Annotated in this window: 19 protein-coding genes and 3 pseudogenes; 12 read left to right on the top strand and 10 right to left on the bottom strand. The window is 40.1% G+C overall.

Annotation, left to right across the window (positions count from 1 at the left end):
* A partial coding sequence (locus RM368_RS15640; RefSeq protein WP_322694899.1) for a DUF4407 domain-containing protein occupies nt 1–1279 on the bottom strand: 1279 nt, incomplete at its 3' end.
* A 1221-nt stretch (nt 1280–2500) separates the two neighbouring features.
* Here RM368_RS15640 and RM368_RS15635 point away from each other — a divergent pair.
* From RM368_RS15635 to RM368_RS15625, 3 genes and pseudogenes are all read left to right on the top strand, one after another.
* Nucleotides 2501–3002 (top strand): annotated as a pseudogene (locus RM368_RS15635) (hypothetical protein).
* Nucleotide 3003: 1 nt separating this feature from the next.
* Nucleotides 3004–3636 (top strand): toll/interleukin-1 receptor domain-containing protein, encoded by a 633-nt coding sequence (locus RM368_RS15630; protein ID WP_322694898.1) that lies wholly within the window; start codon nt 3004–3006, stop codon nt 3634–3636.
* A gap of 5 nt (nt 3637–3641) precedes the next feature.
* Nucleotides 3642–5774, top strand: a complete 2133-nt coding sequence (locus RM368_RS15625) for a GUN4 domain-containing protein (RefSeq protein ID WP_322694897.1) — start codon at nt 3642–3644, stop codon at nt 5772–5774.
* 165 nt (nt 5775–5939) lie between these two features.
* Here RM368_RS15625 and RM368_RS15620 read toward each other — a convergent pair whose 3' ends face one another.
* The gene (locus tag RM368_RS15620; RefSeq protein WP_322694896.1) at nt 5940–6290 is read right to left on the bottom strand and encodes a hypothetical protein; all 351 of its coding nucleotides are present in this window, start codon (nt 6288–6290) and stop codon (nt 5940–5942) included.
* A gap of 53 nt (nt 6291–6343) precedes the next feature.
* Here RM368_RS15620 and RM368_RS15615 point away from each other — a divergent pair, with 53 nt between their 5' ends.
* The 7 genes and pseudogenes from RM368_RS15615 to RM368_RS15585 all read left to right on the top strand — a co-directional run bounded on the left by RM368_RS15615 (nt 6344) and on the right by RM368_RS15585 (nt 9440).
* Entirely contained in the window at nt 6344–6712 is a 369-nt protein-coding gene (locus RM368_RS15615; RefSeq protein WP_322694895.1) for a hypothetical protein, read from the top strand.
* Nucleotides 6713–6761: 49 nt separating this feature from the next.
* Nucleotides 6762–7825 (top strand): annotated as a pseudogene (locus tag RM368_RS15610) (IS630 family transposase).
* A 400-nt stretch (nt 7826–8225) separates the two neighbouring features.
* Entirely contained in the window at nt 8226–8444 is a 219-nt protein-coding gene (locus tag RM368_RS15605) for a hypothetical protein (protein WP_322694894.1), read from the top strand.
* Nucleotides 8445–8469: 25 nt separating this feature from the next.
* On the top strand, nt 8470–8691 hold the full coding sequence (locus tag RM368_RS15600; RefSeq protein WP_322694893.1) for a transposase: 222 nt from the start codon (nt 8470–8472) through the stop codon (nt 8689–8691).
* Nucleotides 8675–9028, top strand: a complete 354-nt coding sequence (locus RM368_RS15595) for a transposase (protein ID WP_322694892.1) — start codon at nt 8675–8677, stop codon at nt 9026–9028. The genes RM368_RS15600 and RM368_RS15595 overlap by 17 nt, the downstream gene beginning before the upstream one ends.
* Nucleotides 9029–9043: 15 nt before the next feature.
* Nucleotides 9044–9124 (top strand): annotated as a pseudogene (locus tag RM368_RS15590) (transposase-like zinc-binding domain-containing protein); the annotation flags it as partial.
* 37 nt (nt 9125–9161) lie between these two features.
* Nucleotides 9162–9440: a CHAT domain-containing protein gene (locus RM368_RS15585; protein ID WP_322694891.1), complete on the top strand. Its 279-nt coding sequence runs from the start codon at nt 9162–9164 to the stop codon at nt 9438–9440.
* A 115-nt stretch (nt 9441–9555) separates the two neighbouring features.
* On the opposite strand, the gene RM368_RS15580 is transcribed toward RM368_RS15585, so the two are convergent.
* On the bottom strand, nt 9556–9753 hold the full coding sequence (locus tag RM368_RS15580; RefSeq protein WP_138504558.1) for a hypothetical protein: 198 nt from the start codon (nt 9751–9753) through the stop codon (nt 9556–9558).
* A 304-nt stretch (nt 9754–10057) separates the two neighbouring features.
* Here RM368_RS15580 and RM368_RS15575 point away from each other — a divergent pair, with 304 nt between their 5' ends.
* Complete coding sequence (locus tag RM368_RS15575) at nt 10058–10810, top strand: antirestriction protein ArdA (protein WP_322694890.1); 753 nt, start codon at nt 10058–10060, stop codon at nt 10808–10810.
* Between the two features lie 179 nt (nt 10811–10989).
* On the opposite strand, the gene RM368_RS15570 is transcribed toward RM368_RS15575, so the two are convergent.
* From RM368_RS15570 to RM368_RS15555, 4 genes are all read right to left on the bottom strand, one after another.
* Nucleotides 10990–11319 (bottom strand): hypothetical protein, encoded by a 330-nt coding sequence (locus RM368_RS15570; protein ID WP_322694889.1) that lies wholly within the window; start codon nt 11317–11319, stop codon nt 10990–10992.
* Nucleotides 11320–11399: 80 nt separating this feature from the next.
* Entirely contained in the window at nt 11400–12227 is an 828-nt protein-coding gene (locus tag RM368_RS15565) for a hypothetical protein (protein WP_322694888.1), read from the bottom strand.
* A gap of 12 nt (nt 12228–12239) precedes the next feature.
* Nucleotides 12240–12686, bottom strand: coding sequence for a hypothetical protein (locus RM368_RS15560; protein WP_322694887.1), 447 nt, complete (start codon nt 12684–12686; stop codon nt 12240–12242).
* Nucleotides 12679–13785: a ParM/StbA family protein gene (locus tag RM368_RS15555; RefSeq protein WP_322694886.1), complete on the bottom strand. Its 1107-nt coding sequence runs from the start codon at nt 13783–13785 to the stop codon at nt 12679–12681. The genes RM368_RS15560 and RM368_RS15555 overlap by 8 nt, the downstream gene beginning before the upstream one ends.
* A 1059-nt stretch (nt 13786–14844) precedes the next feature.
* Here RM368_RS15555 and mobF point away from each other — a divergent pair.
* Entirely contained in the window at nt 14845–19305 is a 4461-nt protein-coding gene (mobF, locus tag RM368_RS15550; protein WP_322694885.1) for a MobF family relaxase, read from the top strand.
* A 230-nt stretch (nt 19306–19535) separates the two neighbouring features.
* Here mobF and RM368_RS15545 read toward each other — a convergent pair whose 3' ends face one another.
* The 3 genes from RM368_RS15545 to RM368_RS15535 all read right to left on the bottom strand — a co-directional run bounded on the left by RM368_RS15545 (nt 19536) and on the right by RM368_RS15535 (nt 23308).
* Nucleotides 19536–20909 carry a hypothetical protein gene (locus tag RM368_RS15545; protein WP_322694884.1) on the bottom strand — a complete coding sequence of 458 codons (1374 nt, stop codon included), beginning with the start codon at nt 20907–20909 and terminating at the stop codon, nt 19536–19538.
* Entirely contained in the window at nt 20902–21303 is a 402-nt protein-coding gene (locus RM368_RS15540; protein ID WP_322694883.1) for a hypothetical protein, read from the bottom strand. The genes RM368_RS15545 and RM368_RS15540 overlap by 8 nt, the downstream gene beginning before the upstream one ends.
* A gap of 154 nt (nt 21304–21457) precedes the next feature.
* Nucleotides 21458–23308, bottom strand: coding sequence for a type IV secretory system conjugative DNA transfer family protein (locus tag RM368_RS15535; RefSeq protein ID WP_322694882.1), 1851 nt, complete (start codon nt 23306–23308; stop codon nt 21458–21460).
* Nucleotide 23309 lies beyond the last annotated feature (1 nt).

Here is a 23309-nt window from a genome sequence, read left to right as displayed (position 1 = left end):
TTCGGCTTGAACCATCGTAACTGTGTGGTTGTTGTGGATTTCGGCTTGAACCATCGTAACTGTGTGGTTGTTGTGGATTTCGGCTTGAACCATCACTCCCGTATCTTGATCGTGTTGGTGTTTCCATGGATTGTTGCTTAAATCCAGTAAAATCAATACTTCGATAAGAGTCTGAAAACTTTTTCTTTATAAACTTTTTCTTGATCTGCATTAATAAATCAGCAAAAATTATATCTACCACATTGTTCATCTGCTCACTTTTTTCTGGGCTGTCTTTTAATTTTTCAATTACATCGTTGAGCAAATAATAAAAGTTATCTCTGATTGCTTTATTGATCTTTGCCTCTTCTTCAATTTCTGATTTTTCATCAATAATTTTTTGGTTTTTATAGTCATCTTTAACTGAGGGCACAGTTTCTTCATGAGCTTTTAGAAATTGCTCATATGGTCCAGTGTCTGATAAAAGTTTTACTATAATAGGAGATGTTTCTATCACGATAAATAGAGATGTGATAAAAACACTGATCCAAAATATTTCTTCATTATTTTTTTCCAATTGTCGTAAAGTAGTTAGTTGTATTAAAAGAGTCTTAGGATGAGTTTTTTCAGCGTTATTTTGAGAATTTTTTCTCAAAATAGTAAGAGAATTCTCTGTATTATCAATCTGACTTTGGATTTTTTTCTCTTCCTCTATATCTTTTGCTAATTGTTTTTGAAAGTCTGACTCGCTGATATTAGAGACAGTTGTTCTACCAAAAAGCCTAAAATTTCGTGTTCTTGTCTGTGCCTCGTTTAACTTATTTTTGATCTTGTTAATATTATCTATTAAATTTTGTTCTCCTGAATCTTTTAGAAATTGGCGATAGCTCTTATCGATATCTTGCAGCCTTTGTCCATCTATTTCTTTCTCAAATATTTTTAATTCAAGAGGTCTGGCAATTACTATAGATATAATCACTGCTAATAGAATTCGAGGGGCTGCCATCAGAAGTGGACTAAACCACTTTTCATTATTGCCTTTCTTAATACTTGAAACAAACAATCGATCAAGTGTAAAAATAAAAGCTCCCCAGAAAAGACCAAAGATCCCTGATAAAATCTTTGATTGAAATATGCTATATAAAGCATATCCACCAGACAAAACTGCTAAAATCGCTGTCAGTAAGATAATTGCACCAATAGATGCATATTTGTCGTGTTCCGTAATACAAGCATTTCTAAGAATAATAGGAATTGTTACACCAGAGCAAAATAAAAGAAAATTCTTAATTTTTTTCATGTCAAACAAAATAAAAGTGCGTTGACTAATGAATGTATCTTTGCGTACTTATGCCGATTTTATTTGTTTTAACTATTGCAAAAAACTTACTAGCAATCACCAAAATTGCTCGAGGAGCATCTTTTAATAGAAGAAGATATTGAATATAACCCTCTTTTGTCACTTTCGGAAAACAATGATCGAAACCAAATTCTGAGAATTTGATTCAATCCAGGTTTAAGGCTTTATTTTCTAACGTGAATTAAAATTTATAGACAAAAAGTGGAAACTAAAGCCTTGTAACCATTTGAGTTATTAGATTATCCCAAAGTTACAAAAGAGAGCTAAGTAGTTCGGTGTATCATTATATCTTATTCGTACTTGTACTTTAGTGCTAAAGCGTAACTACGAACGGAATATAGAGATTTTACACTTGTTTACATAGTTTTGTTTTTACCCATATACTTTTTATATTTAGGTGTGACCAAAGCTTTCTCTCCTTAGTATAGAGTAATAACTGTATCAGCCTTGTTTCAAAATCTAGACAGAAATTTGTTCCGTAAAGATTCTTAGTATTCTGGGAATCAGAATTAAGGCAGTCTATATAATCGGGAGCATCTCACTTTTGTGCCCATAAACTTAACTACACAATGAAATTGCTATTTTTCGGATTCTTGTTTGATATTTTTTAACAAAAGTGAGATGCTCCTTCATTAAGGAGATAGAAGGTTTTGTCTACTACCCACATTCCGCACCTTCAACTGTCACACATCAAAAAATAGTACATAGTAACTATAAAAGAAGTAGGCTCTCAGGTGCATCTCAAGGATTTCTTATTGGTGTGTCCAGATATACAAAGTAATGATGTACTGAAAGCAATCGAAACAGCAATTCCAGCTTTTGCCATCGAATAGGCGATACCTTCGGCAAGCCGCTAAGAGCGTCTACGCTAATACTAAAACCGAAGAGGAACGCAGGCGATCGCTACCAGCACAATTAGTTATGTACTGAAGAGCCTGAACTAATTCGTAGTCTAACCAATCCACAAATTGTTAAAATTATTTCTCTGTAAACATCTGTGTATAATCTAAATCTTTGTTATGCTATTTGAAAAATCTTTATAATTCGTATTAAATGTTCTATAAATATACGCTTTCCCCTATTTGTGCAACAACGCCAGAGTGCGGTGCATATTCACGATAGTCTAAGAATAATGTCACAAGATATAGTTGCGATAAATTTATGCCTAACATCGATCCCATGAAATTTAAAAAAGTGTCTTTCAGCCTGCCCTTTGGTATTGGTTCTGTGGAATGGGAAGCAGATCGATCCAACGGAGCGGAGAGCAGCTTGGTCGTTATATGTTGAACTTGTTACCCGTATTGCTGTTCAGCCATTAGAAGTAGACACTGGACTTTTACGAGAGGCTTTAACATCTTTATACAACTTATTTGGGATCACGCGACAAGTGTTAAAAGAAGCAGGACCAAATGTGGGTGCATCTCGTGAGTCAGTTGGAGGTATTGTGATCGCAGTTCTCAACAATGGTCTGCGTCCTTTCCTTGCTAAATGGCATCCACTGTTGCAGACATGGGAAGCTCAATGTCCTCCCCATAAAAGTCCCAAGGAGCATGAGCAGAATTGGTCTAAGGAACCGAGTTTGCGAGATGAACTGGAGTTGCTGAGACAAGACTTGGAACAGTATGCTAATGCTCTAGCCATTATCGCTGGAGTGAAAGAATAATATGCCATTTGAGTATTCATGCTTCATTAGTTTTCGGCACAGTAAACATAAACTATTACAGAAGTTTGTGGAGAACATTTATGACCATCTATCGACTTTTCTTAGCGTTTACAAAAAAAATGTTTTTCTAGATAGAGAGAGCTTGAAAAATGGTGACTTATTAAATGAGTCTATAGCTTTTAATCTATGTCATAGCGCTTTCATGGTGATGATTTACACACCAGATTATTTAGATGAAAACCATACTTGGTGTGCTCGCGAGTATAAGGCAATGTTGAGACTTGAGCAAGAGCGATTAAAATTATGGACTTCCAATTATGACAGAAATCATGGGCTAATTATTCCAATTATTTATAGTCAATACGGGCCTTTACTATCAGAATTAAAAGAACGTCTCTTTATAGACTTCTCAAAACTCATGATGACTAAACCGAAATATGCTCAAACTAAAAGTTTCCATCAAGAGTTGTTCAATCTTGCAGAGACTATCAATGAACGTTGTGATAAACTTAATTATTTAGGTGATTTATGTAAAGATTGTGATAATTTTACTTTACCTGAAGAAAACGAGATAAAGCTGTGGATCAAGTCCAAGTCACTTCAGTCAAAGAAACAACCCTTACCAAGACAATAAAGTAAATGATGGTACAAGAAATACACAACACAACAGGCGAAATCATTACCTTCTACTCTTACGAAGATGGCACAGGCTGCTCAACGGCTGTTGCAAATGTTGCTTCTATATTAGCACAGCGGTTGAATCAGAATGGAAAAGTATTGATGATAGACTGGGATCTGGAAACACCCGTTTTACATAAGTTATTTTGTAAGTATTTTAAAAATAAATTTAACAATACTAATAATTTTAAACAGGCACTAGACAATTATCCTGGACTAATTGACTTATTTTTAAAATTACATGATGATGTTACACAGAACTCTAAATTTGCTGGTGGTAGCGAAAAAATAGTAGAAGCCCTGTTAAGTGAATTTGACTTCCAACCTTTTATACTTGAGACTGATATTCCTTCGCTTTATTTATTAAAAGCTGGATGTTTCGATAAAAAATATTCTACTAAAGTCAACACATTTCAATGGGTAAATTTTTATAATCATGTACCTTCTCTATTTCGTTTATTATCAGAACAATTGACGAAAGATTACCGCTATATTGTGATTGATTCTCACACTGGAATAACTGACACTAGCGATATTTGCACCATGTTAATGCCAGAAAAACTAGTGACGGTATTTACAACTAATCGTCAAAGTTTAGAGGGAGTTTTAGATAACATCAAGCAGGCAACTGACTACCGCAAACAGTCAGATGATTTGCGACCATTGGTAGTTTTCCCATTAGCTTCTAGAATCGAACTATCTGAACCTATTATGCGCCAATGTTGGCGGTTCGGCGATCCAGAGAAGCACATTATTGGCTATCAATCACAATTTGAAAAGCTTTTTCAGGATGTATATGGTCTCTCTGAATCTGAATGTAGCCTCAGCAGTTACTTTGATGAAGTTCAAATTCAGCACTTGTCACATTATTCTTATGGAGAAGAGATAGCTGTACTGACTGAGAAGCAGAGAGATAGATTATCCCTCACACGCAGTTATGAGATTTTTACTGAAAAATTACTCAATCTCGGCACGCCTTGGGAATATACTTGGGAACAAAGCAGAAGTCAAATCTTAATTTTGGTAGCACTTGCTAACACATCCCGTTGGGATAAAGAAATTAGGAACATCGAAGGGGCTATAAGAAGAGCCACAAGAGGGGATTTATTTGAAATAAAAACTAGAATAGCTATAAAGCCTCAAGATATTTATAGAGCAATTGTAGAAGAAGCGCCTCAAATTGTCCATGTTTGTGGAGATGGGATGGAAGAAGATGGCAGTTTAATATTAGAAGATGATAGAGGAACCCGAACATCTCTGGAAACAGAGAGATTAGCAGCATTATTTAAGCTATATACTGATAGTATCAAGTGTGTATTACTTAATGCTTGTTATTCAGCAAAACTAGCAGAAGCAATTAGCAAACATATTAACTCTGTAATTGCCATAAATCGGTCGATTGAGGATAGAGCAGCGATTGTATTTGCTCAAGGGTTTTATGATGCGCTGGGATATAACAGTGTAGATAATCAAGATATTATTCAAAGAGCCTTTGAAAAAGGTATAGTTGCTATTCAATTAGACGTAAAAGACCCTTTACAGGGCACAATACCTTCAATATGGAAATTTGGCATTGCTCAAGGTGAGATAGAACCATTAGGTAACAGCAATAAAGTAGTTATTAAAGAACCACCCCCTGACGACCTAAGTAAGGATACCGCTATGCACTATACCCAACTCAGGGACTTGCTAACTGCTAAAAAATGGAAAGAGGCCAACAGTGAGACCTTTGAGGTGATGCGTCACCTCAGAAGTCGTAACGAAGATAATAGCAATATACAGTTCATTGCCTGTTTCGACTTACGCACGATAAACAGTTTGTGGTTAAAATACAGCAATAGCAACTTTGGCTTCAGTGTTCAAAAGAACATTTACCTAAAAGTCGGCGGTATACCCGACGAAGAATCTTATCAAGAAGCCTTGAACAAATTTGGCGACCAGATTGGATGGAGAGTGGAAGAAGGTTGGATAAGTGAAGATGATGCTATTTTTGATCTTACAGCACCGCAGGGACACTTACCTTTCCTAGCGGCTAGGTTTCAAGGCAAAACTTTGGTGTCTTTTTTGCGTCACATTTACACTTGTGATCTGTAACACTATCCACATAAATTATCCTCTGACCAAGAAAATATAATCAATACCTTCGTCAAATTTAAGAACAGCTAGTCCTTGTTCTAGCTGGATGGATACGCCCTAAATTGGTAACTGTGTGAAAAATATTTCTAAGTGAAACTGAGTCTAGTTTTTCGGGAAGGAGTTTTATAGTCTCCTCAACATATTTATAACCTCGGAACAGTGCCTTGAGGTCTGTAATACTAAAATCAGAGTCAAATTGACGAAGAGAGAAAGCAAAACCTGTGGGACAGTAACCATGAAAAATGCAAAGTTAGCAGCATTCGTCACCGCAGTTTTGCCGAAACTCATAAAATCTTCGAGTCCCCAAAATAGTTTATCGATACGTTGCTGCACATCTTCACCTACTTGCGCTCGCACATATTCCAAAAACGCGCCAAGTTTTTGTCCCCCACCAAAGTCTGCTAACTTAATCATCATATGGGGTATAAAAGTTGCAATGGAACCACGAACTAAATAATTTTCAGTACAATTCAAACTGGGGTTTTCTCGAGACAGTCAGAAAAATATCAATTATTGTCTGCGATGAGATGCATTTCTATCAGGGCATATTTGGCGCTCATTTTGCACTAATTAATCGTCGCACTCAACTGATGATAGAATCTGCTGGTAACGATATTCCTACACTGAGGTACATATTTGCTTCTGCAACAATCAGTAACAGCAGCGAAATTGCCCAAAAGATATCTAACCGAGTAGAAAAAGACAACCTCATTATCATTGACCAAAGTAGCGCAAAACGTTCAGAAATTACTTTCCTTAGCCTCAGACCTCAAAATAATACTCTCTATCAAACCGCCCAGGTAGCAGCCTTACTTGTGAGTAAGGGAATAGTTGGAATTTGCTTTTGCGATAGTAGAGAACTAGTTAAAGTTTTAACTAATATCATGTCCGTTTGAGTAGTTATAATAAAAAAGGAAAGGTGCAGAGTATCTAAATCTAGGTCTGATGCCAAAGAGGATTGCGATCGTTAAGCATTTAAGCACAGAAGAACTGTTTGTTCGTTACCGTCAAGCGGTAGAAGCAACAGAACGTAGCCATTACCAAATAGTCTGGTTATTAGCAACGGGTAAGACAGTAAAGGAAGTATCTGAAGTTACAGGATACACAAAGATTTGGATTTATCAAATTATCAAAAGATATAACCAAGATGGTGCATCAGGTTTGGCAAACAAACGGCATCTAAATCTTGGCAAAGAATCATTGTTAACAGATGTTCAACAAGCTCAACTGTGGCAGGTGTTGTCAGAAAAAGCACCTGATGGGGGATTATGGAATGGTAGAAAGGTGGCAGATTGGTTGTCGCAGCTACTAGGGGAAAAAATAGATCGTAGGCGTGGATGGGAATACCTTAAACAAATGACATTTCGTCTGCGTGTACCACGACCTGAACATAGAGAAGCTGACCCAATTGAACAAGAAAGCTGGAAAAAAAACTCAATTTAAAACTACAATTTCTTCAAGCTAAATATCCAAACGCCCAAATAGAGGTATGGAGTATGGATGAACACCGTTTAGGTCTTCATCCAGTTCTGCGTCGAGTTTGGATTAGTGCAGAAGAAGCGCCAGTTGCTTGTGTACAACAAAAGTATCAATGGATGTGGTTATATGGCTTTGTACATCCAGAATCTGGTGAAACCTATTGGTGGGTTTTACCCAAGGTCAATACTCAATTATTTAATCGGGTTTTAGCCGACTTAGCCAAAGAATATGGTGTTGGTGAAGATAAACGAATCCTACTTGCTATTGACCAAGCTGGTTGGCATACCAGTAATGATTTAATCCTTCCACAAGGAATCGATTTAATTTATTTACCTGCCTACTCTCCGGAATTACAACCCGCAGAACGCTTATGGCCTCTAACCAATGAGGTCGTCGCTAACTCTTCACCTACATCTTTAGATGAACTGGAAGAACTTTTACTCTATCGCTGTCAACAACTTATGAAACAACATGATTTAATTCAACGATTAACCTGCTATTACTGGTGGCCTAGAACACGGGCTTCTTAATTATAACTATTCATCCGGACTTGATATAATACCATCCGTAAAACATTAGCTGATATACAACTACCTCTCCTTGGAGAAAGCATTTCTGCATTTTATGGAAGCATGAAGCCAAACCAGCGAAACAAAATTATTGCAGATATACAATCGGGAAAGGTCAAATTTATAGGCGTTGCATAATTACAGCAGTTTTCAATTGAGTAGATTACAAATCTAGTAAACTTAAAGACGCAGTAAAAATCTCGCTCGTAAATGCCTGCCCCCTACTCCAAGGATCTACGCCAACGTGTGGTTGATGCTTATAAAGCAAAGGTTGGGTCGCAACGACAACTAGCTGAACGCTTTCAAGGAGTGCTTATCGTTCGTTCAACGCTTGATACGTGGTCATAAAAAGACAGGAGAAGTGAACGCCAAGCCTCATGGAGGTGGAGCGATCGCTAAAATAAAAATTGAGAACTTGTCTGCTGTAAAGCAGTTAATAGATGAGCAACCGGATGCGCTCCTATCAGAATTATGTGAGCGTTTAGCCGAACGCAGTGGTATTAGTGTGAGTATATCAACCATGCACCGTGCAGTTCAACGCTTAGAATTGACCAATAAAAAAAACTTTGTATGCAAGTGAGCAAGACAGCCCACGAATCAAACAGATGCGTTTTAATTATCGGGATTGGGTTTTAGGCGTTGACCCTCACAATCTAATATTTATAGACGAGTCAGGTGTGAACTTGGGAATGACTCGAAACTATGGTCGCGCACCACGTGGTGAACGTTTATACGACTCTTGCCCGAAAAATCGAGGACAAAATATATCATTAATCGGGGCACTGAGTATGGATGGGCTGATAGAAGAGTATGAGTATTTCCGGTAGTGTCAACACAGACGTGTTTTTGACCTACGTTCAGGAGGTTCTTATACCCCAGTTATGGGTGGGAGCATTCGTGATCATGGATAATTTATCAGTGCATCACGCGCAAGTAATTAAAGATGCTATTGAATCTGTTGGCGCGAAATTAGTCTTTTTACCTCCTTATTCACCCGATTTATCTCCTATCGAATTGTGTTGGTCAAAAATCAAACAATGTTTGCGAAAAGCAAAACCTCGAACTCAACAAGCGCTAAACCTTGTATTAAACCGAATTATCACTGAGCAAATTTCACCTAATGATGCTTGGGGCTGGTTTGCTCACTGTGGTCTATTCATCTGAAAACCGCTGTAAGGGATGAACTGTCCTCATTGTGGATCAACCCATATTCGTAAGAACGGGCATCGGCGTGGTAAAGAAAATTACATTTGCGTTACGTCGCGCTTTTGCCGTTGCTGGAACAAAAACACTTGTGATGAGCCTGTGGAAAGTGCCTGATAAAGTAACTGCCTTACTGATGGAGCGTTTTTTTGATCACTTGCAGTCTGGCATGAGTCGGTCTGAGGCGTTACATTCTGCTCAGAATTATATACGTAGAATTACAGTTAAGCAATTGCGCGAATCAGCTTTGGGTCTGGAAGTGCTAAAGGAACTTTTAGCGGTCAAAGAGTTATCAATAAATAGTAAAATTGATTGTCAAGAAAAAGACACACCATTAGAACATCCCTTTTACTGGGGAGCATGGATTTGTTAGGGAAATACAGATCCATTGGTTAACTAGGGGTATAAGTGGACAAGCTATCATTAATCGCTACTTTTACCTCAATTACAAATATACAAGTCCAGCGATCGCTTGAGCAAAATTCCAATCAATCTTCCTGGGAAGCTGAAGCTTGTTCCTTAGCCACAGCCTCAGCAATAACCTGCCGCAACCACTCGGAACGATTGGGCTTGTTTCGCACGTAGGCATCTAAATCTTCTGGGAGCATCACAGATATAGGTTTTGTATCACATTTAACACCTACTCCTTTTGATTTAAAGCGAGTAGCAATATCGTTTCTTGCCATAGTGATTATCCTTTCTGTCTACAACTATAATAGCAAAACCCACATATATGTGGCAATATATTAAATATTTTTATCATTAAAAACGGCTGAACACCTTATTATCCCACATATATGTGGGATAATAAAAGAGTAAGAAATAGGAACGGAGAGCCAAAAAACTCCCGGTAACGGAACCGAATCGAAGCGTGAAATTTAAGATGTAGCGCCAAGTCCAAAACTCTTACATCAACAACAGAAAAAGCACCCCCGACGACCAATCTAAAGGTGCTTTTTCTGAGTTTCAAGACTAGAAGGATTCTAACACATGAATTTGTTTTCTAACACTCTAATATTTCACTCAGAAGTAGAAGCGCAATTAGTTGCTGAACAAGTTTACAACTGCCGCCTTGAAGGTAATATTTTAAGCTGTCCTATTAAGGAACAACGGGCAGTAGATTTAGCAATTAGTCTAACTGGTGTTGCCTTACCAATAGTTGAAGGTGTAAGCTGTTTGCTCCCCTTCCCTAAACATGAGCGCGAATGTCAAGATGATGATGCACCACAGATTTATGTAGCTTGTTTATCTGCATACAACAATGGAAAATTACACGGAATGTGGATTGACTGTACACAAGATGCAGAAGACATTCAAGAAGATATTGAATGGATGTTATCTTGGTCGCCTTGCTGTAATTATGAAGCCTGTGAAGAGTGGGCAATCCATGATTTTCAAAACTGGCATGGTATTCACATTGATGAATACGAAAGCATAGAAAAATTAGTCGAACTTGCTCAAATATTATCAGAGCATGGTGCAGCCTACGCCGCTTATTATGAATATGACGGTAGTGAGGCTAGTGTAGAAGATTTTCAAGAACATTACTGGGGTGAGTACGAAAGCGAAGAGGATTTTGTTTATGACCAACTCGAACAACAGGGATTGATTAAAAACTTAGAAGACATGGGTATTCCTAGCTTCTACCTTAATTTTGAGGCAATAGCCCGTGATTGGTTTATTGATTCATACTATTCAGTAGATGAAAGTTACAACAAAGTCTACGTTTTCAGCCGTCACTAATAAAATCAAGGGGGTAGCTAATAACTACCCTTGCACTTTTAAAAAATGACTAAAACAATTCGGAAGTCGGAAGTAAAAGTATTTCCGAATTCCGGCCTCCGAATTTCAACTTCAGTTGACCAGTTGACAAATGAATTTTATGAAAATTAATTTGTCAATATTTAAACCAGTCCGACTAACTAACGTTTATGCTTGGAGTCATTTTGAGATGACTGTTTGATGTAATCACTAGGGATAACTATCTTGGATTTATCCCAGCGCAACAGATAGCAGTAACTTTTAGTGTTAGGGCAGGCTACAAAAGCTGGAAAATTCACACCAAAAGTAAAAGCTAAGGATGTAAAAATTCCAAGCGAAATTAGATAAAGTGACCATCCTGACCACCCAGAGCCAATCCAGCGTGCAAAGTAAATCAAATTGACTTTGAATTGCTGCGATCGCTGACTACGTAGTTTCGCTTGCTTCTGCTGGGCCTCAATCCATTGCTGAGATTCATTGAGTTTGTTCAAAGCTATTTGGGTTGCCCGAAGCTTGGCTTTTTCCTCAATAATTTTGTGCGCTTTGACCTCAATAGTATGCTTTTCCTCATCTATTCTGATCTTGACCCATTCTCCAATGTCGGCGGCAAGCTCATTAAAGGCGGCTGCGGCTGGAATACTGGGGAAATCGGCTTTTTTCCCATGACCTTAGCTCTAAACGCCTCTCGTAGTTGCTGCCATTCCTGTTGAAAAGCAGGTGATTTCATCTCCTCTAATAAAGACTGCAAATACAACTTGGGCAACCCAGCCATATCACCCTTGGCCTTCTGTCGCACCATTTCCCTAATTAACTCTCGCTCCTCCTCGCCCAATAAAGCCGTAGTATCTCCAAGCTGTTGCAGAAGTTCATCTGTATCTATATCTGGTGTCGAGTTATTCAGCCCGAAATGTTGTGCAACCTCCTCAAAGGATTTGTGTTGATTTTTGATTAAATCGCAAGCCTCAAGAAAGCGATCGCACTCGGCTTGGTTATATTCATCCTGGTCTTGGAGTCCACAAGCTTGCAAAATTGAGAGAGATTCACCCAGCGAAATTTTAGCGCCTACTCGCTCCTTAGCTCTAGACAACAATGCAGAGATATCTAGAGGTTCAGCAGCAGGTTCATTCTTCTCATTTTTATATTTTTTCCCTCTAGGTTTTGGGCTAGTTTCTGGTTGCTCCTTGACTTCTAATTCTTGTTGAAATAAATCTGTAGCTTGTTGGTAGTCAGAGACACGTTCACTTGTAAAGTATTGACGGACAGTATCAAAACTAGATTGGATCTCTTCATCTGCATATTCTTTACAATCGGTAGACAACCCACAGGCGCTGAGAGTCGCATTCACATCTTCCACAGAGAGCGAATAAAGATTTTGCAGAGCTTCTTTAGTGTATGGCATGATTGTTAATTCCTACTTGAATGCTTCTTCTAGTAGCTCGTCATTTTCAAGGCTCATTACTGATGTCAAATTTTGCTCACCATCACTTTTAAGGTGAGTAGGTACAGATTTTGGTGTAGAAACATCAACATTGGGATCAAGGTCAGCATCTGATTGAGTTGAATTGCCCAGCATTCCCTGATTCCCTAACTCATTTTCCAAACCAAAAGCTTGGGCTAAATAAATAATTTGTTGTTGCAGTTGATAAATTGCAGTTCGGGCTTTCAGCTTCAAGTCAGCATCACTGAATCCCCCAGACCACTTGCAAGCTAAAGGATACCAAAAAGCCACCAGCGCCCAGGTAATCATATTTTGGCGCGGGAACTCAAGAAACTTATTCTTGGGACTGAGATATTTAATCAGCGTGATATAAGGAGAATTGACACTAATTTGAAAGCGAAAATCGACTTGTTCAGGCATGAGTCGTCATCCTTTCAGAAGTTCCACACAGGTAATAAAAAAGTCCGTAATTATCTGTCAGCCGAAATTCCAATCCATTACGGGACACATCAGCTAAAAAGTTACGATTGATTTGTGCTTCCAGTTCGTTACACCAGATTTTCTCAGTGTGCGGCAACAGACTATTTAACTCACGAGATAAATAGTGGGCTGTACCACCAGCAAATATCATCTCGTCCACATCAGAGGGGATGCGACTACGTAACCAACTAAAAAGACTAATCCAGTATTCCTCTCGTGCAGTAGCAACTGCTGACCTAATTTGAGAAAGTTCTGTATCTCGTAAACCAGGGTCTTGAACCCGGACTAAGTGAGCTAAAGCCTTAGTGCTGATTTTAGAACCAGCCTTAGAAATAGCTGCCGCCAACTTCAGAGGCTTCTGTCCAGATACCAAACGTTGCACACAGCCTACTAACTTGTTGAATCCTAAATCTTCAGTAATGCCTTGAGAAATCATACCTCTGTCCATAATCAGCAAAGAGATATTGCGATAACCAATCATCACCACCGCGATTTTACGTTCTTTGAGACTGGAACCGGGAGCGCGTCCCCGCGAAATTAAACCAAAACCTTCTGGACGACAGAGGAAACTTTCCAACTCAAACGAGCGTTCCACACCGCGAAACCGAAAACCAGCCAGAGCTTCAGTCACTAATTGTTCAAATAATTTGCGGTCTTCGTACTCACCGTAAGGCAACAGTACCCCTAAACGGATACTTGCGCCATTAGAGAGAGAGTTTTTTTGTGCAAGAGCGCCTACAAGAGCCAAAGTCTTGTAAAGGGCGAGTTCAAACTTTGGTTCAGAAAGTTTTAAATCTGCATAGAATCGGTCTTGGGCGAGGAAACCAACAGCCCGATATTGTCCTTTGTACTCAACCCAAGCAGAATTTTCAGCAGCCGGACTACCAACACAGCTTGACTCGTAAGCTACAAGACTGGCTTTAGGAACTTGGGCAACTTCCGGTTCCATCAGTAGCAGTTCCGGGTGGAAGGATTTGAGAGTGTAGAAAATCTTGCTCAGGGATGAACCTGGGTCAAATGCAATTGTTAAATCTGCCATCGCTATTTGCTTGGCTGAAAACCTTTATCGAGCAGAATTCAGAAGTCAGGAGTCAGGAGTCAGAATTCAGTTGGGTATTCTGACCGAAAAAGCGGATAAATAATCAGCGTTTTTGCACCACCACCAAATTTTCAATTTGGTGGTGCAACAATTCAGTCGCAGGTCTGAATCTCCGACTGACAGATTGCTGACTCCTGAATTCTGGCTTCTGAATTCTTCTTCATTTATTAAACAACAAACTGCCAAAAAAAAGGCAAAATTAAGGAATTTTACAAAAAGGTAAATATAAGGAATTTCAATGGTAAATCAATGGCATTTCAATGGCAAATACAAGGAATTATTCCATCAGATTTCCGTAAAAAATAGAAATTTCGGGAAATTTTCGCTATTCAGGAAAAAATAAGGTAAATCAATGGCATTACCAAGGTATTTGCAAGGTATAGGTAAGGTAAATATAAGGATTATGGCTTTGAAAACCCAGTTTACCAAAGGGATTTCTCCCTCTGGACTCCCTCCGAAAAATTCTCGCACAGTACGCCAAAAAGTTTGTGCAGAAAAATCGAGTTGGATTTAAAATTTGATTATGCAGAAAACCTGTATTAACAAATATTAAGATTTGAATTATCCAATACTACACAAAGTAAGTTCAGCGCTGTTAAAGACCCAAGCGCATCAAATGATGTCGATGTGTTTTTGGGAGAATAGCCATTACTGGAGTAGTCAACCATCACCCAGAAGACAATGTTCTTCTGGTGTAGTGATTCGGGTAGCTTATTTCAAAAAAGTCAATTGGGTAGGTTTTAATTTTTGTAAATACCATGCAGAGGCAGTGGGAATATTTCAAGAACTGCCAAAGAGTGAAAAATTCTTTTATAAGCTAAAACCTAATTGTTATATCTCTTTCAAAGTCTGGTGCGTTGATGATAAGCACTTTGAGAAGGTAATAAGCGAACTCAACAATTATGTGGATATAGGACTTGAATTTATAATTAGCAGTCCCGATCAAGTACCCGAACTGTTTCAACCACTAAACCTGACATTCTATGAGAGGAGTGTTCAGTGTTAACAGGCAAGAACTCAGAACCACAGCAAGCAGTACATTACTTCATGGAAGGGTATTACCAAGAGGGTACTTCACGCTGGTCTGGGAAAGGTGTGAAAAAATTGGGACTATCAGGAGCAGTTGATAACCAAGAAACATTTTCTAATGTAGTCAATGGGCGATCGCCTGACGGCAGCCAAAACCTCTGTGCTAGAAAGTTAGACTCATCACAACGACGGGCGGCAACTGACTTTACTTTCTCTGCACCAAAGAGTGTCAGTCTACAAGCGTTAGTGGGTGGTGATGAAAGGTTAATTACTGCCCATCAGTTCGCGGTGCAAAAAACCTTAGAACTGATAGAAGAACGCTATAGCTACACCAGGGTAACAACAGACACAAGACGGGAAACTACCAGAACAGGAAATTTAGTAGTCGCGGAGTTTGACCACATTGAAACCAGGGAACTAGACCCGCATCTGCATACTCATGCCCTGGTCATGAACATGACACAGCTAGACAATGAAGAATGGTACAGTCTCCTGAACGATGAGATTTTCAAAAATAAGAAATTTCTAGGCATGGTGTACCAGAACTACCTAGCAGTGGAGGTGCAAAAATTAGGGTATGAGGTGGAAGCTAGGAATCATGGGCAGTTTGAGATTAAAGGTTTTCAGGAAGCGGATTTAAAGGAGTTTTCTAAACGAAGACAGCAAATATTAAGTGCAGCAGGTAAAAATGCGACTTGGGCAGAACGCGAAGCAGCTTGGACTGCCACCCGTAACTTGAAGCAGAAAATTAACCCTGTGGAGTTAAAAGCCAAGTGGAGAGAGGAAGCAGCAGCACTGGGGATCAAGTTTGTACAGCCAGGAGAAGCGCAACCAGAACTACAACAGAGGTTAGTGAGCTATGAAAATTTAGAAGATGCGATCGCTCACTGCTCGGAAAGAAATGTCGCTTTCACCCAAGAAGATTTAGAAAAATTCATCCTAAACCAAGGGCTAGCCACGGAAGTTAGTCAGATTGAACCGCTAGTTAAAGTTAACCCGGAATTACTCAGCCTGTCTCAAGAAAACCGCGACTTTACCACCCTGGCAGCAGTTAACCGAGAACTGGCAACCATTAAATTGATGCAGTCTGGGATGGGTAAAGTTAGCCCACTTGCTCACCCAGAAGTAATTGAAAGCCACCTGGAGAAAACAGCTTTAAACCCGGATCAACGTCGAGCGGTACTGACAGCAGTAACCACAACAGACCAATTTATGGCATGGCAGGGGGTAGCTGGCGCTGGTAAAACTTTCGCCCTCAAGGAATTCAAAGCGATCGCTGCCGCCTCTGGCTACACCATCAAAGGCTTTGCTCCTAGTTCGATGGCTGCTAAAGTCCTGGGCCAAGAGTTGGATATCCAAGCTGAGACTGTTGCTAGATTATTGGTCTCTGAACCACCCCAAGAAATTGAACCTAATCAAATTTGGATTGTGGACGAAGCAGGGTTACTCAGTGCTAAAGATGCCCTTGCTCTTTTAGAACGTGCAACCCAAGAACTTGCTAGGGTGGTGTTAGTGGGAGACACAAAACAGTTGTCAGCTGTAGAGGCTGGCAATCCCTTCAAGTCTCTACAACAAGCAGGAATTAAAACCAGTCATCTCAACGAATCTTTGAGGCAACGTGCGCCAAAACTGAAACTGGCAGTAGACCTGATTGCTTCTGGCCGTATTGAGGAGGGATTTTCACGCCTTGATGAAAACGGTTGCATCCAGAGTGTAAAAGCAGAATCCAAAATTGAGACGATTGCCCGCGACTATGTAACAGCCACACCAGAACAACGAGCGCGAACCCTGGTACTGGCTGGAACAAATTTTGAGCGTTTGGCAATCACTCAAGCCATTCGGGGGCATTTAAAGGCTGAGGGTAGTTTAGGAACTGCGATCGCCATCACCCAACTGCAAGCCAAAAACTTAACTTCAGTACAAATGCGCTACACCCACAACTTTGAACTGGGTGATATGGTCATGCCCACCCGCAATTACAAGCGCCGGGGGCTGTCCAAGGGCAAGCTTTATGAAGTGGTAGATAAGGACAGTGACCAACTAATACTCAAAGCTAGTGATGGTAAGCATTTTCAAGTAGACACGGGATTTAAAAAGGCGGTTTACCAACGTCAACAGATTGAACTTGCCGAGGGCGATCGCCTACGCTGGACGAAAAACGACCGACAATTAGGACGGCGCAACGGTCAAGAGTTTGTAGTTAAAGCCATTGCAGGTTACAACGCGCAAATTCAGTATTTAGAAAGTGGTCAAACTGAATTTATTAACCTGCAACAAGCACAACACCTAGATTATGCGATCGTCAGCACTACATATAGTAGTCAGGGTAAGACGGCTGACCAAGTATTGATTGCTGCTGACAATACTATTGGGCAAGAAAGCTTTTATGTTGCGGTCAGCCGTGCTAGGTATGAATTGAGACTGTACACGGAAGACAAAGACAATTTACTAGCCTTAGCGCAGTCGAGTAGGGCTAAAGAAAATGCACTGGTGCTACTGCGACAGAAAGAGTTAGAGAAGCAGCACCAATCAAAATTAGAGAAAGAAATGGTTGTAACTGCTCCGATTGTAGCTAAAACATACACTACAGAGCAGGAAAGTAAAGAAGCGGAGGGGCAGAGGAGCAAAGAGGTGGAGGCAAGGGAGCGGAGGAGCGGGGGAGCAAAGGAGCAATCTTATACTGAGTCCTCCCCTCTGCCCCCCTGCCCTAGACCTCTGCCAAGTTCTTCCCCTCTGCCTCTTGTTTTTAAAACTCTACCGCCGGAAGCACCAAAAACTGTTGTTCCTATTCCCAAACCATTTATTAGAAAACCAGTTCCAAAAACAGCACAGCCAACAGTAGCATTTTGGACTCCTAATAATATTGGTGAAGCCCCAGAAAAACTTGATTCTAAACACTGGCAAGAATTAATACAAGGTAGCGCCATCCACCCCGAAATTGCCAGCCTTAATTTCACTAGCTTGCATCAAACTCTTGATTGGGAGCATGAAGCTTGGGAATACCTCATGTACAGTGATAAACTGCCACGCACTAACACTGGTAGGCTGTCTTCAGGGATCATAACTAAATATGCTCATATTGAATCAGGCGGCTGGTGGTGTGATGCTGGCGTTAATCCCAACTCCTTCGCCAATCTCCAATCAGGGGATAAACCTGATAGAAAGATATGGGGATGCTACAAACCCAATAACCCCAGAGAAAAAGCTGATAAACCCGGCAAATTCATCAAATATGAACATCCACCACAAACTGAACTCAGTATTTTCTTGCTCGATGTACCTGATGATATTGCTGGGCGTATCTATGAAAAAGCTGGGGTACAACCAACCGATTGCGATCGCCAAAGTGGATTTTGGTATTGCGTTTGGAAGCACAACTTACCAGTCACAATTACTGAAGGAGCAAAGAAAGCAGCCAGTTTGTTGAGCCAGGGTCATGCAGCGATCGGGCTACCGGGAATCTATGCTGGTTATCGCAGTAAAGATGAGTTTGGGGAGCAGACCAAAGCTCGGCTGATGGATGAATTAGCTGTTTTCGCCACTCCAGAACGGCAGATAACTTTCTGCTTTGATTACGAGACACGCCCAGACACTCAGCGAAATATAGAGATTGCTATCTCACGCACTGGTAGATTACTGGAGGAAAGTGGAGCATCTGTCAGTGTGGTGACATTGCCTGGGTCAGATAAAGGCGTTGATGATCTGATTGTGGCTCAGGGGCCACTAGCATACGAAAAGGCGTTTTACGAAGCATCAACCCTCAAAGCATGGCGGGATAACAATAATAAACAACGACACTCACCGCCAGCACCACCTAAAAAGTTGAGTGATATTGAGCGCAAACAACGGCTTCAACAACGTTTTTCTGGTCAAATCTCTCAATTGGCATTTAAGAAGGCGATCGATGCACTGACTGACCGAGAACTATTGTACTTAGAACAAGCGGTCAAGGAATATTTTGCCCAGCCAGTTGCTAAAGTACCAGCACCTGTTGATAGGCAGGCTATTGAAAACGAAATTAGTCAGCTTGGGCCACAAATTGATAGTTTGTGGTTAGAACACGCTATCCAAGAGAAAACTATCAGAGCAATGGAGCATTTTCCGCTTCATAAGTTGAGTAATAAGTATAACTTGACACTAGAGCAGCAATTACAAACTATTGGAACTATCAAAGAATTAGTCACGTATCAGCAGCACCTTCAGTCCAAACTTCAGGAATACGAAACCCAGGTAGAAAATCATTACTCCTGGGAGAACCAACAGCAGACTATTGAAATGAAGACTATGGCTGAAATACTAAACTCTCCTCAATTACAGTCACGACTAACGAGTATTTTGGATGAGATAGAACTTAAACAACAGCAAAGTCAAGCTAAGTTGTCTATTTCTCAGCAGCCATCACCACAACCGCGTCGAGGTTTGAGAAGGTGAATTATGTGCAACCTTAGTTACCCTTAAATCAATGGGGACAAATGATCTGTGAAACTAATCAAACACAGGCGGTTAAACTATATCGAAAAGCATTGCTTTCATCAAAATGGTTAACCGTTTACTGATACAACAAGGAATTTTACTATGAACTACCCCTGGCTCAAACTTTCGCACAGCCAGAGGTAGTTTATTATCTGAGTTTTATACCTGCACAAGTCAGATAAAACCTATTACCTTCTCAATTTTGTTGACTGTGATTGAGTATTAGTATGTTTTAAATAATCAGAAACTACCTCTCCTACTTCCTCTAACGATTCAACATCATTCTCTGTAGCATTAGCAGTCAAATCACCGTCAACCATCACAGCCCGACCATCTTTAGCTGTAACAGTAATACTATCTCCATTTTGGTAAAAGTTGTAATTCTTACTCTCATAACTGCGTGAACCATCAGAATGCCGATCACCAAAAAGACGCAGCATGGAATCTACACCCTTGGCAAGAGCCTTGCCTTTAATATCCATCAGACTGTTAGTAACTTTTTCGAGATTCTGCTTCACAGTATGATTAGCTGCTGAATGGATATCACCAACAGCTTGAGTTATCTGTTTATGGACTGTATTAACTTCCTCTGAAACCTTATTGTGAATAGCACCCATAGCAGCTTGATGACGCTCCATGCCATGCTGAATCTCATCAGTGACTAACTGCTTGACTTCATCAATACCATCGTTAACTACACCCAACTGTGATTCAAATTCATTTTTAATAGCTGCAACTTGTGACCTCATCTCAGTTTTAAGAGATTCCATCTGTTGATTCATCTGCTCTTTTAAAGTCACAATTTGAGTTTCTAATTGGGCTTTGACTTTATCAACTTTGGGAGTGAGGGCAGTTTTTACCTGTTCATAGAGATTTTTGGCAGTGTTCTTAACCTTAGTCTCAACCGAGTTTATCCAATCATGCAAAGTTGCATTTTTGACCGCAGGGTTATTTTGATTATTTATAGCTTCCAGTCCCTTCTGCAATTGATCGATAGTTTTTTGTTGAGCATCAAAAGCTTGTTTAAGACTAATCAAGTCTGTCGATAACTTTTGAGTACCTTCAACGCTTGATTGCTTTTGAGTAGCAAAACTATCAATCAAAGTTTGCTGGTTTTGAACTTTTTGCTGTAAAGCCTCTACCTGCTTTTGTAAATTCTCAATGGTGGAAGATTTTTGTACTGGTTTGGCTGGTTGTTGAGACTGGGATTGATTCTGGCTAATCTGGCTACTTAAACCCAGTTTATCACTTAAAACCTCTCCATCCTTAACATGATAGACCTTATCCTTACCAATCATGATGCGGACAGAACCTTTCAAGTTTTGCGGGTCATTGATAGCCGTCTTGATTTTATCTACCAGTTCTGGAGTCATCAAATTTACGGACACTTCGCCATCAGGATGCCCTTTATACTTGGGTTGGTTGCCAACGTAAATTGATAAGTCTTTAGTAGTGTCTAACTCTTGAAATTTTCCTTTTTCTAGCAGCTTATGCAGAATGTCATTGAGGATTTCTAAATAATCATGTTGCACTTGTTTCGCCTCAGATTTTATTTCATCCATGATTTGTAACTCCTACTAAGGAACTAATGAGAGTCGATGGACTGACTAAGACATCTGGTAAAACTACACCTCCTAAACGATTGAGAATTACATCTCCTTCAATTTGGATATAAGCCCATTGGTCATCAATTAGAACTGAAATTGACTTTGTGTTATGAGGTAAGTTGGTCACTTTATAATCTTTTAGCTCTCCATTTACTATGAAAATATGAGGGCTTTCTGCATCGCCATAGTAAATTTCAATGAATTCTGGGACATGATTTTCAGGGAACGGTGGTTCATCCCAAAACTCTGCTGCATTGAAGATATCAGTTCGATAAGTGTTAACTAACGAGGCAATATCAAGCGGCAGTTTGCTTAACAATCGCAATTCGTATTCAGATAAATTAGTCACGTTGCTTTGCTCCAAATTCAAGAATTCAAAAATAAATAATTTTAGGGCTTTGTAACCCTTTCACCGGAGGGACAATAAATTTTTCTTTTCTGCCTACACTACGGGAATGGTTACGCGAACTGCCCTCTGCATTTGTTCGGTCATAAATTACCTCCTAAAGATTTTTCAATCTGTTATTTGCCTCTGCTTTTTTATCAACTAAAGGCAATAACATCTCTGCCTCTAAACGCCGGATTTCTAACTCTTCCCCAGATGGTTCACGCAGAGTAGATTGTGAGATAAACTGTTGCTGGAGTCCATACCACTTTTCAATACTTTTCGCCTCCAAATTGATATCAGATTGTGGAATACGAATTTGCTCTAATAGCGGAATACTTACATCTCTACCAGAGCGAAACCCAGGACTAACAATTACGGCTCTGCCTTCCGGTAAGGTATTAAATTGGTTAATCTCAAATAAATTGCGGGTACTGTTTTGCTCAGAAATTGAGGTACTTGCACCACCTTTACCACCGGAACTGCGTGAACGTTCTCTGTGCTTGATTTGCTCGTCACCTAAGAAGTTACTAAAACGTTCCGCCGCCACATCATCTTGGGGATTAAAGAAAGCTTTTGTAGCGCAACCGCCAAATATAGCATTGGTTGTTTCTTTGGAATAAGCCTTCTCAAGCTGTGATAAGTTTTGCAATCCCAGTAAACAAATCAAGCCATCTTCACGATTTTGGTTGAGCCAATCAACTAAAGCTGGTAGATATAAAGTAGGTAATTCATCCAGTGCCAAAACTAATGGTTCTGTGCGTTTACCAGCTAAATTTCGAGAACATAAAAGGTGCAAGATAGAAACTAATAAAGGAGCAATTACATCTCGTTTCTCCTTGTCCATGCCGAAAACCACCATTTTCCGCCCCTTCAAATTTAAGGGGATATTTGTTTGACCACAGAAGCCAGAAAGGGTGGATGGGGTCATAAAGCGAGTAAATAATCCGCTTGTTGTACCGACAATACTAGCGGCGGTTTCTGGAGAACCCGCTACAGATAAGAATTGGTCAAAGGCAACTTTTACCCAAGGATTTAAAGAAGCTTGTTGAATGCGGTCAATTAATTTAGGCAAACTAAGAATGGCATGGCACATCATAATGTCAGGAAAACAAGTACCCCGCGCCAGCATGAAGATTGCTTGTGCCAGCTGATCCCCTGCATTAGCAAAAAATCCACTATCTAAAGCATCACCACTTGTCAGCTTAAAATTACGATTGAGGACGATTGCTAACTGACGCGCCATCTCTGCATCAGTTTCACTCCGTAGAAAATCTAAGGGATTAGCTACGCAGGATTCAGGAAAACCAGGGGAGAGGATAGAAACCTCATACCCACGCATGGCGGCGTATCCTGCTAATTTGGGTGCTTGCCCTTTAGCGTCAGCTGTAGCCGATTCTTGGTGAGCATACTTAAAATCGTAAAGGATAATTGGTAGTCCCTGGTCGATAGCAGAACGCACCAGAGGGTTAATCATGGAGAAGGTTTTACCAGAACCGGCCCCGCCACAAACTAAAATTCCACGTTGTACATCTGGCAGATAGAGTCTGCTTTTATCTTCTGGAATATTGATAATGCGTTTATTGTCAACAACCTGAAAAGTAGTACCTTTAGGTGTACCAATGTATAAAGCTACCCTGTTATGTTTGCGTTCAATCAGTTGTTTGCAGGCCAGCTTACGAGCTGCTGTTTTCTCCCTACCTCCTGCCCATCGCGCCCGTGCTAGTTTGTTTGTTGCCCCTCGCCCCTCCATTGCTTTCGCTAACATTAACGCCCCCACACTTACAAATAATCCCAAACCCATTGGGGAGAAAAAGGCATCCTTAAAATTCTCAGGAACAAGGTTATAAGCTGGGGGAGGGGTCGCTGGGGAGTAAAGAGAGCTATTTTTCAATGAATCTTTCTCCCCCTGCTGCACACCTCCCCCTGCTCTCTTTACTTGTTGGGTAGTTTTGGATATTTCAGCCATT

This window comes from Nostoc sp. DedSLP03 (genome assembly GCF_034530815.1).
Classification (GTDB): domain Bacteria; phylum Cyanobacteriota; class Cyanobacteriia; order Cyanobacteriales; family Nostocaceae; genus Nostoc.
This window is presented reverse-complemented; position numbering and strand designations above follow the sequence as displayed.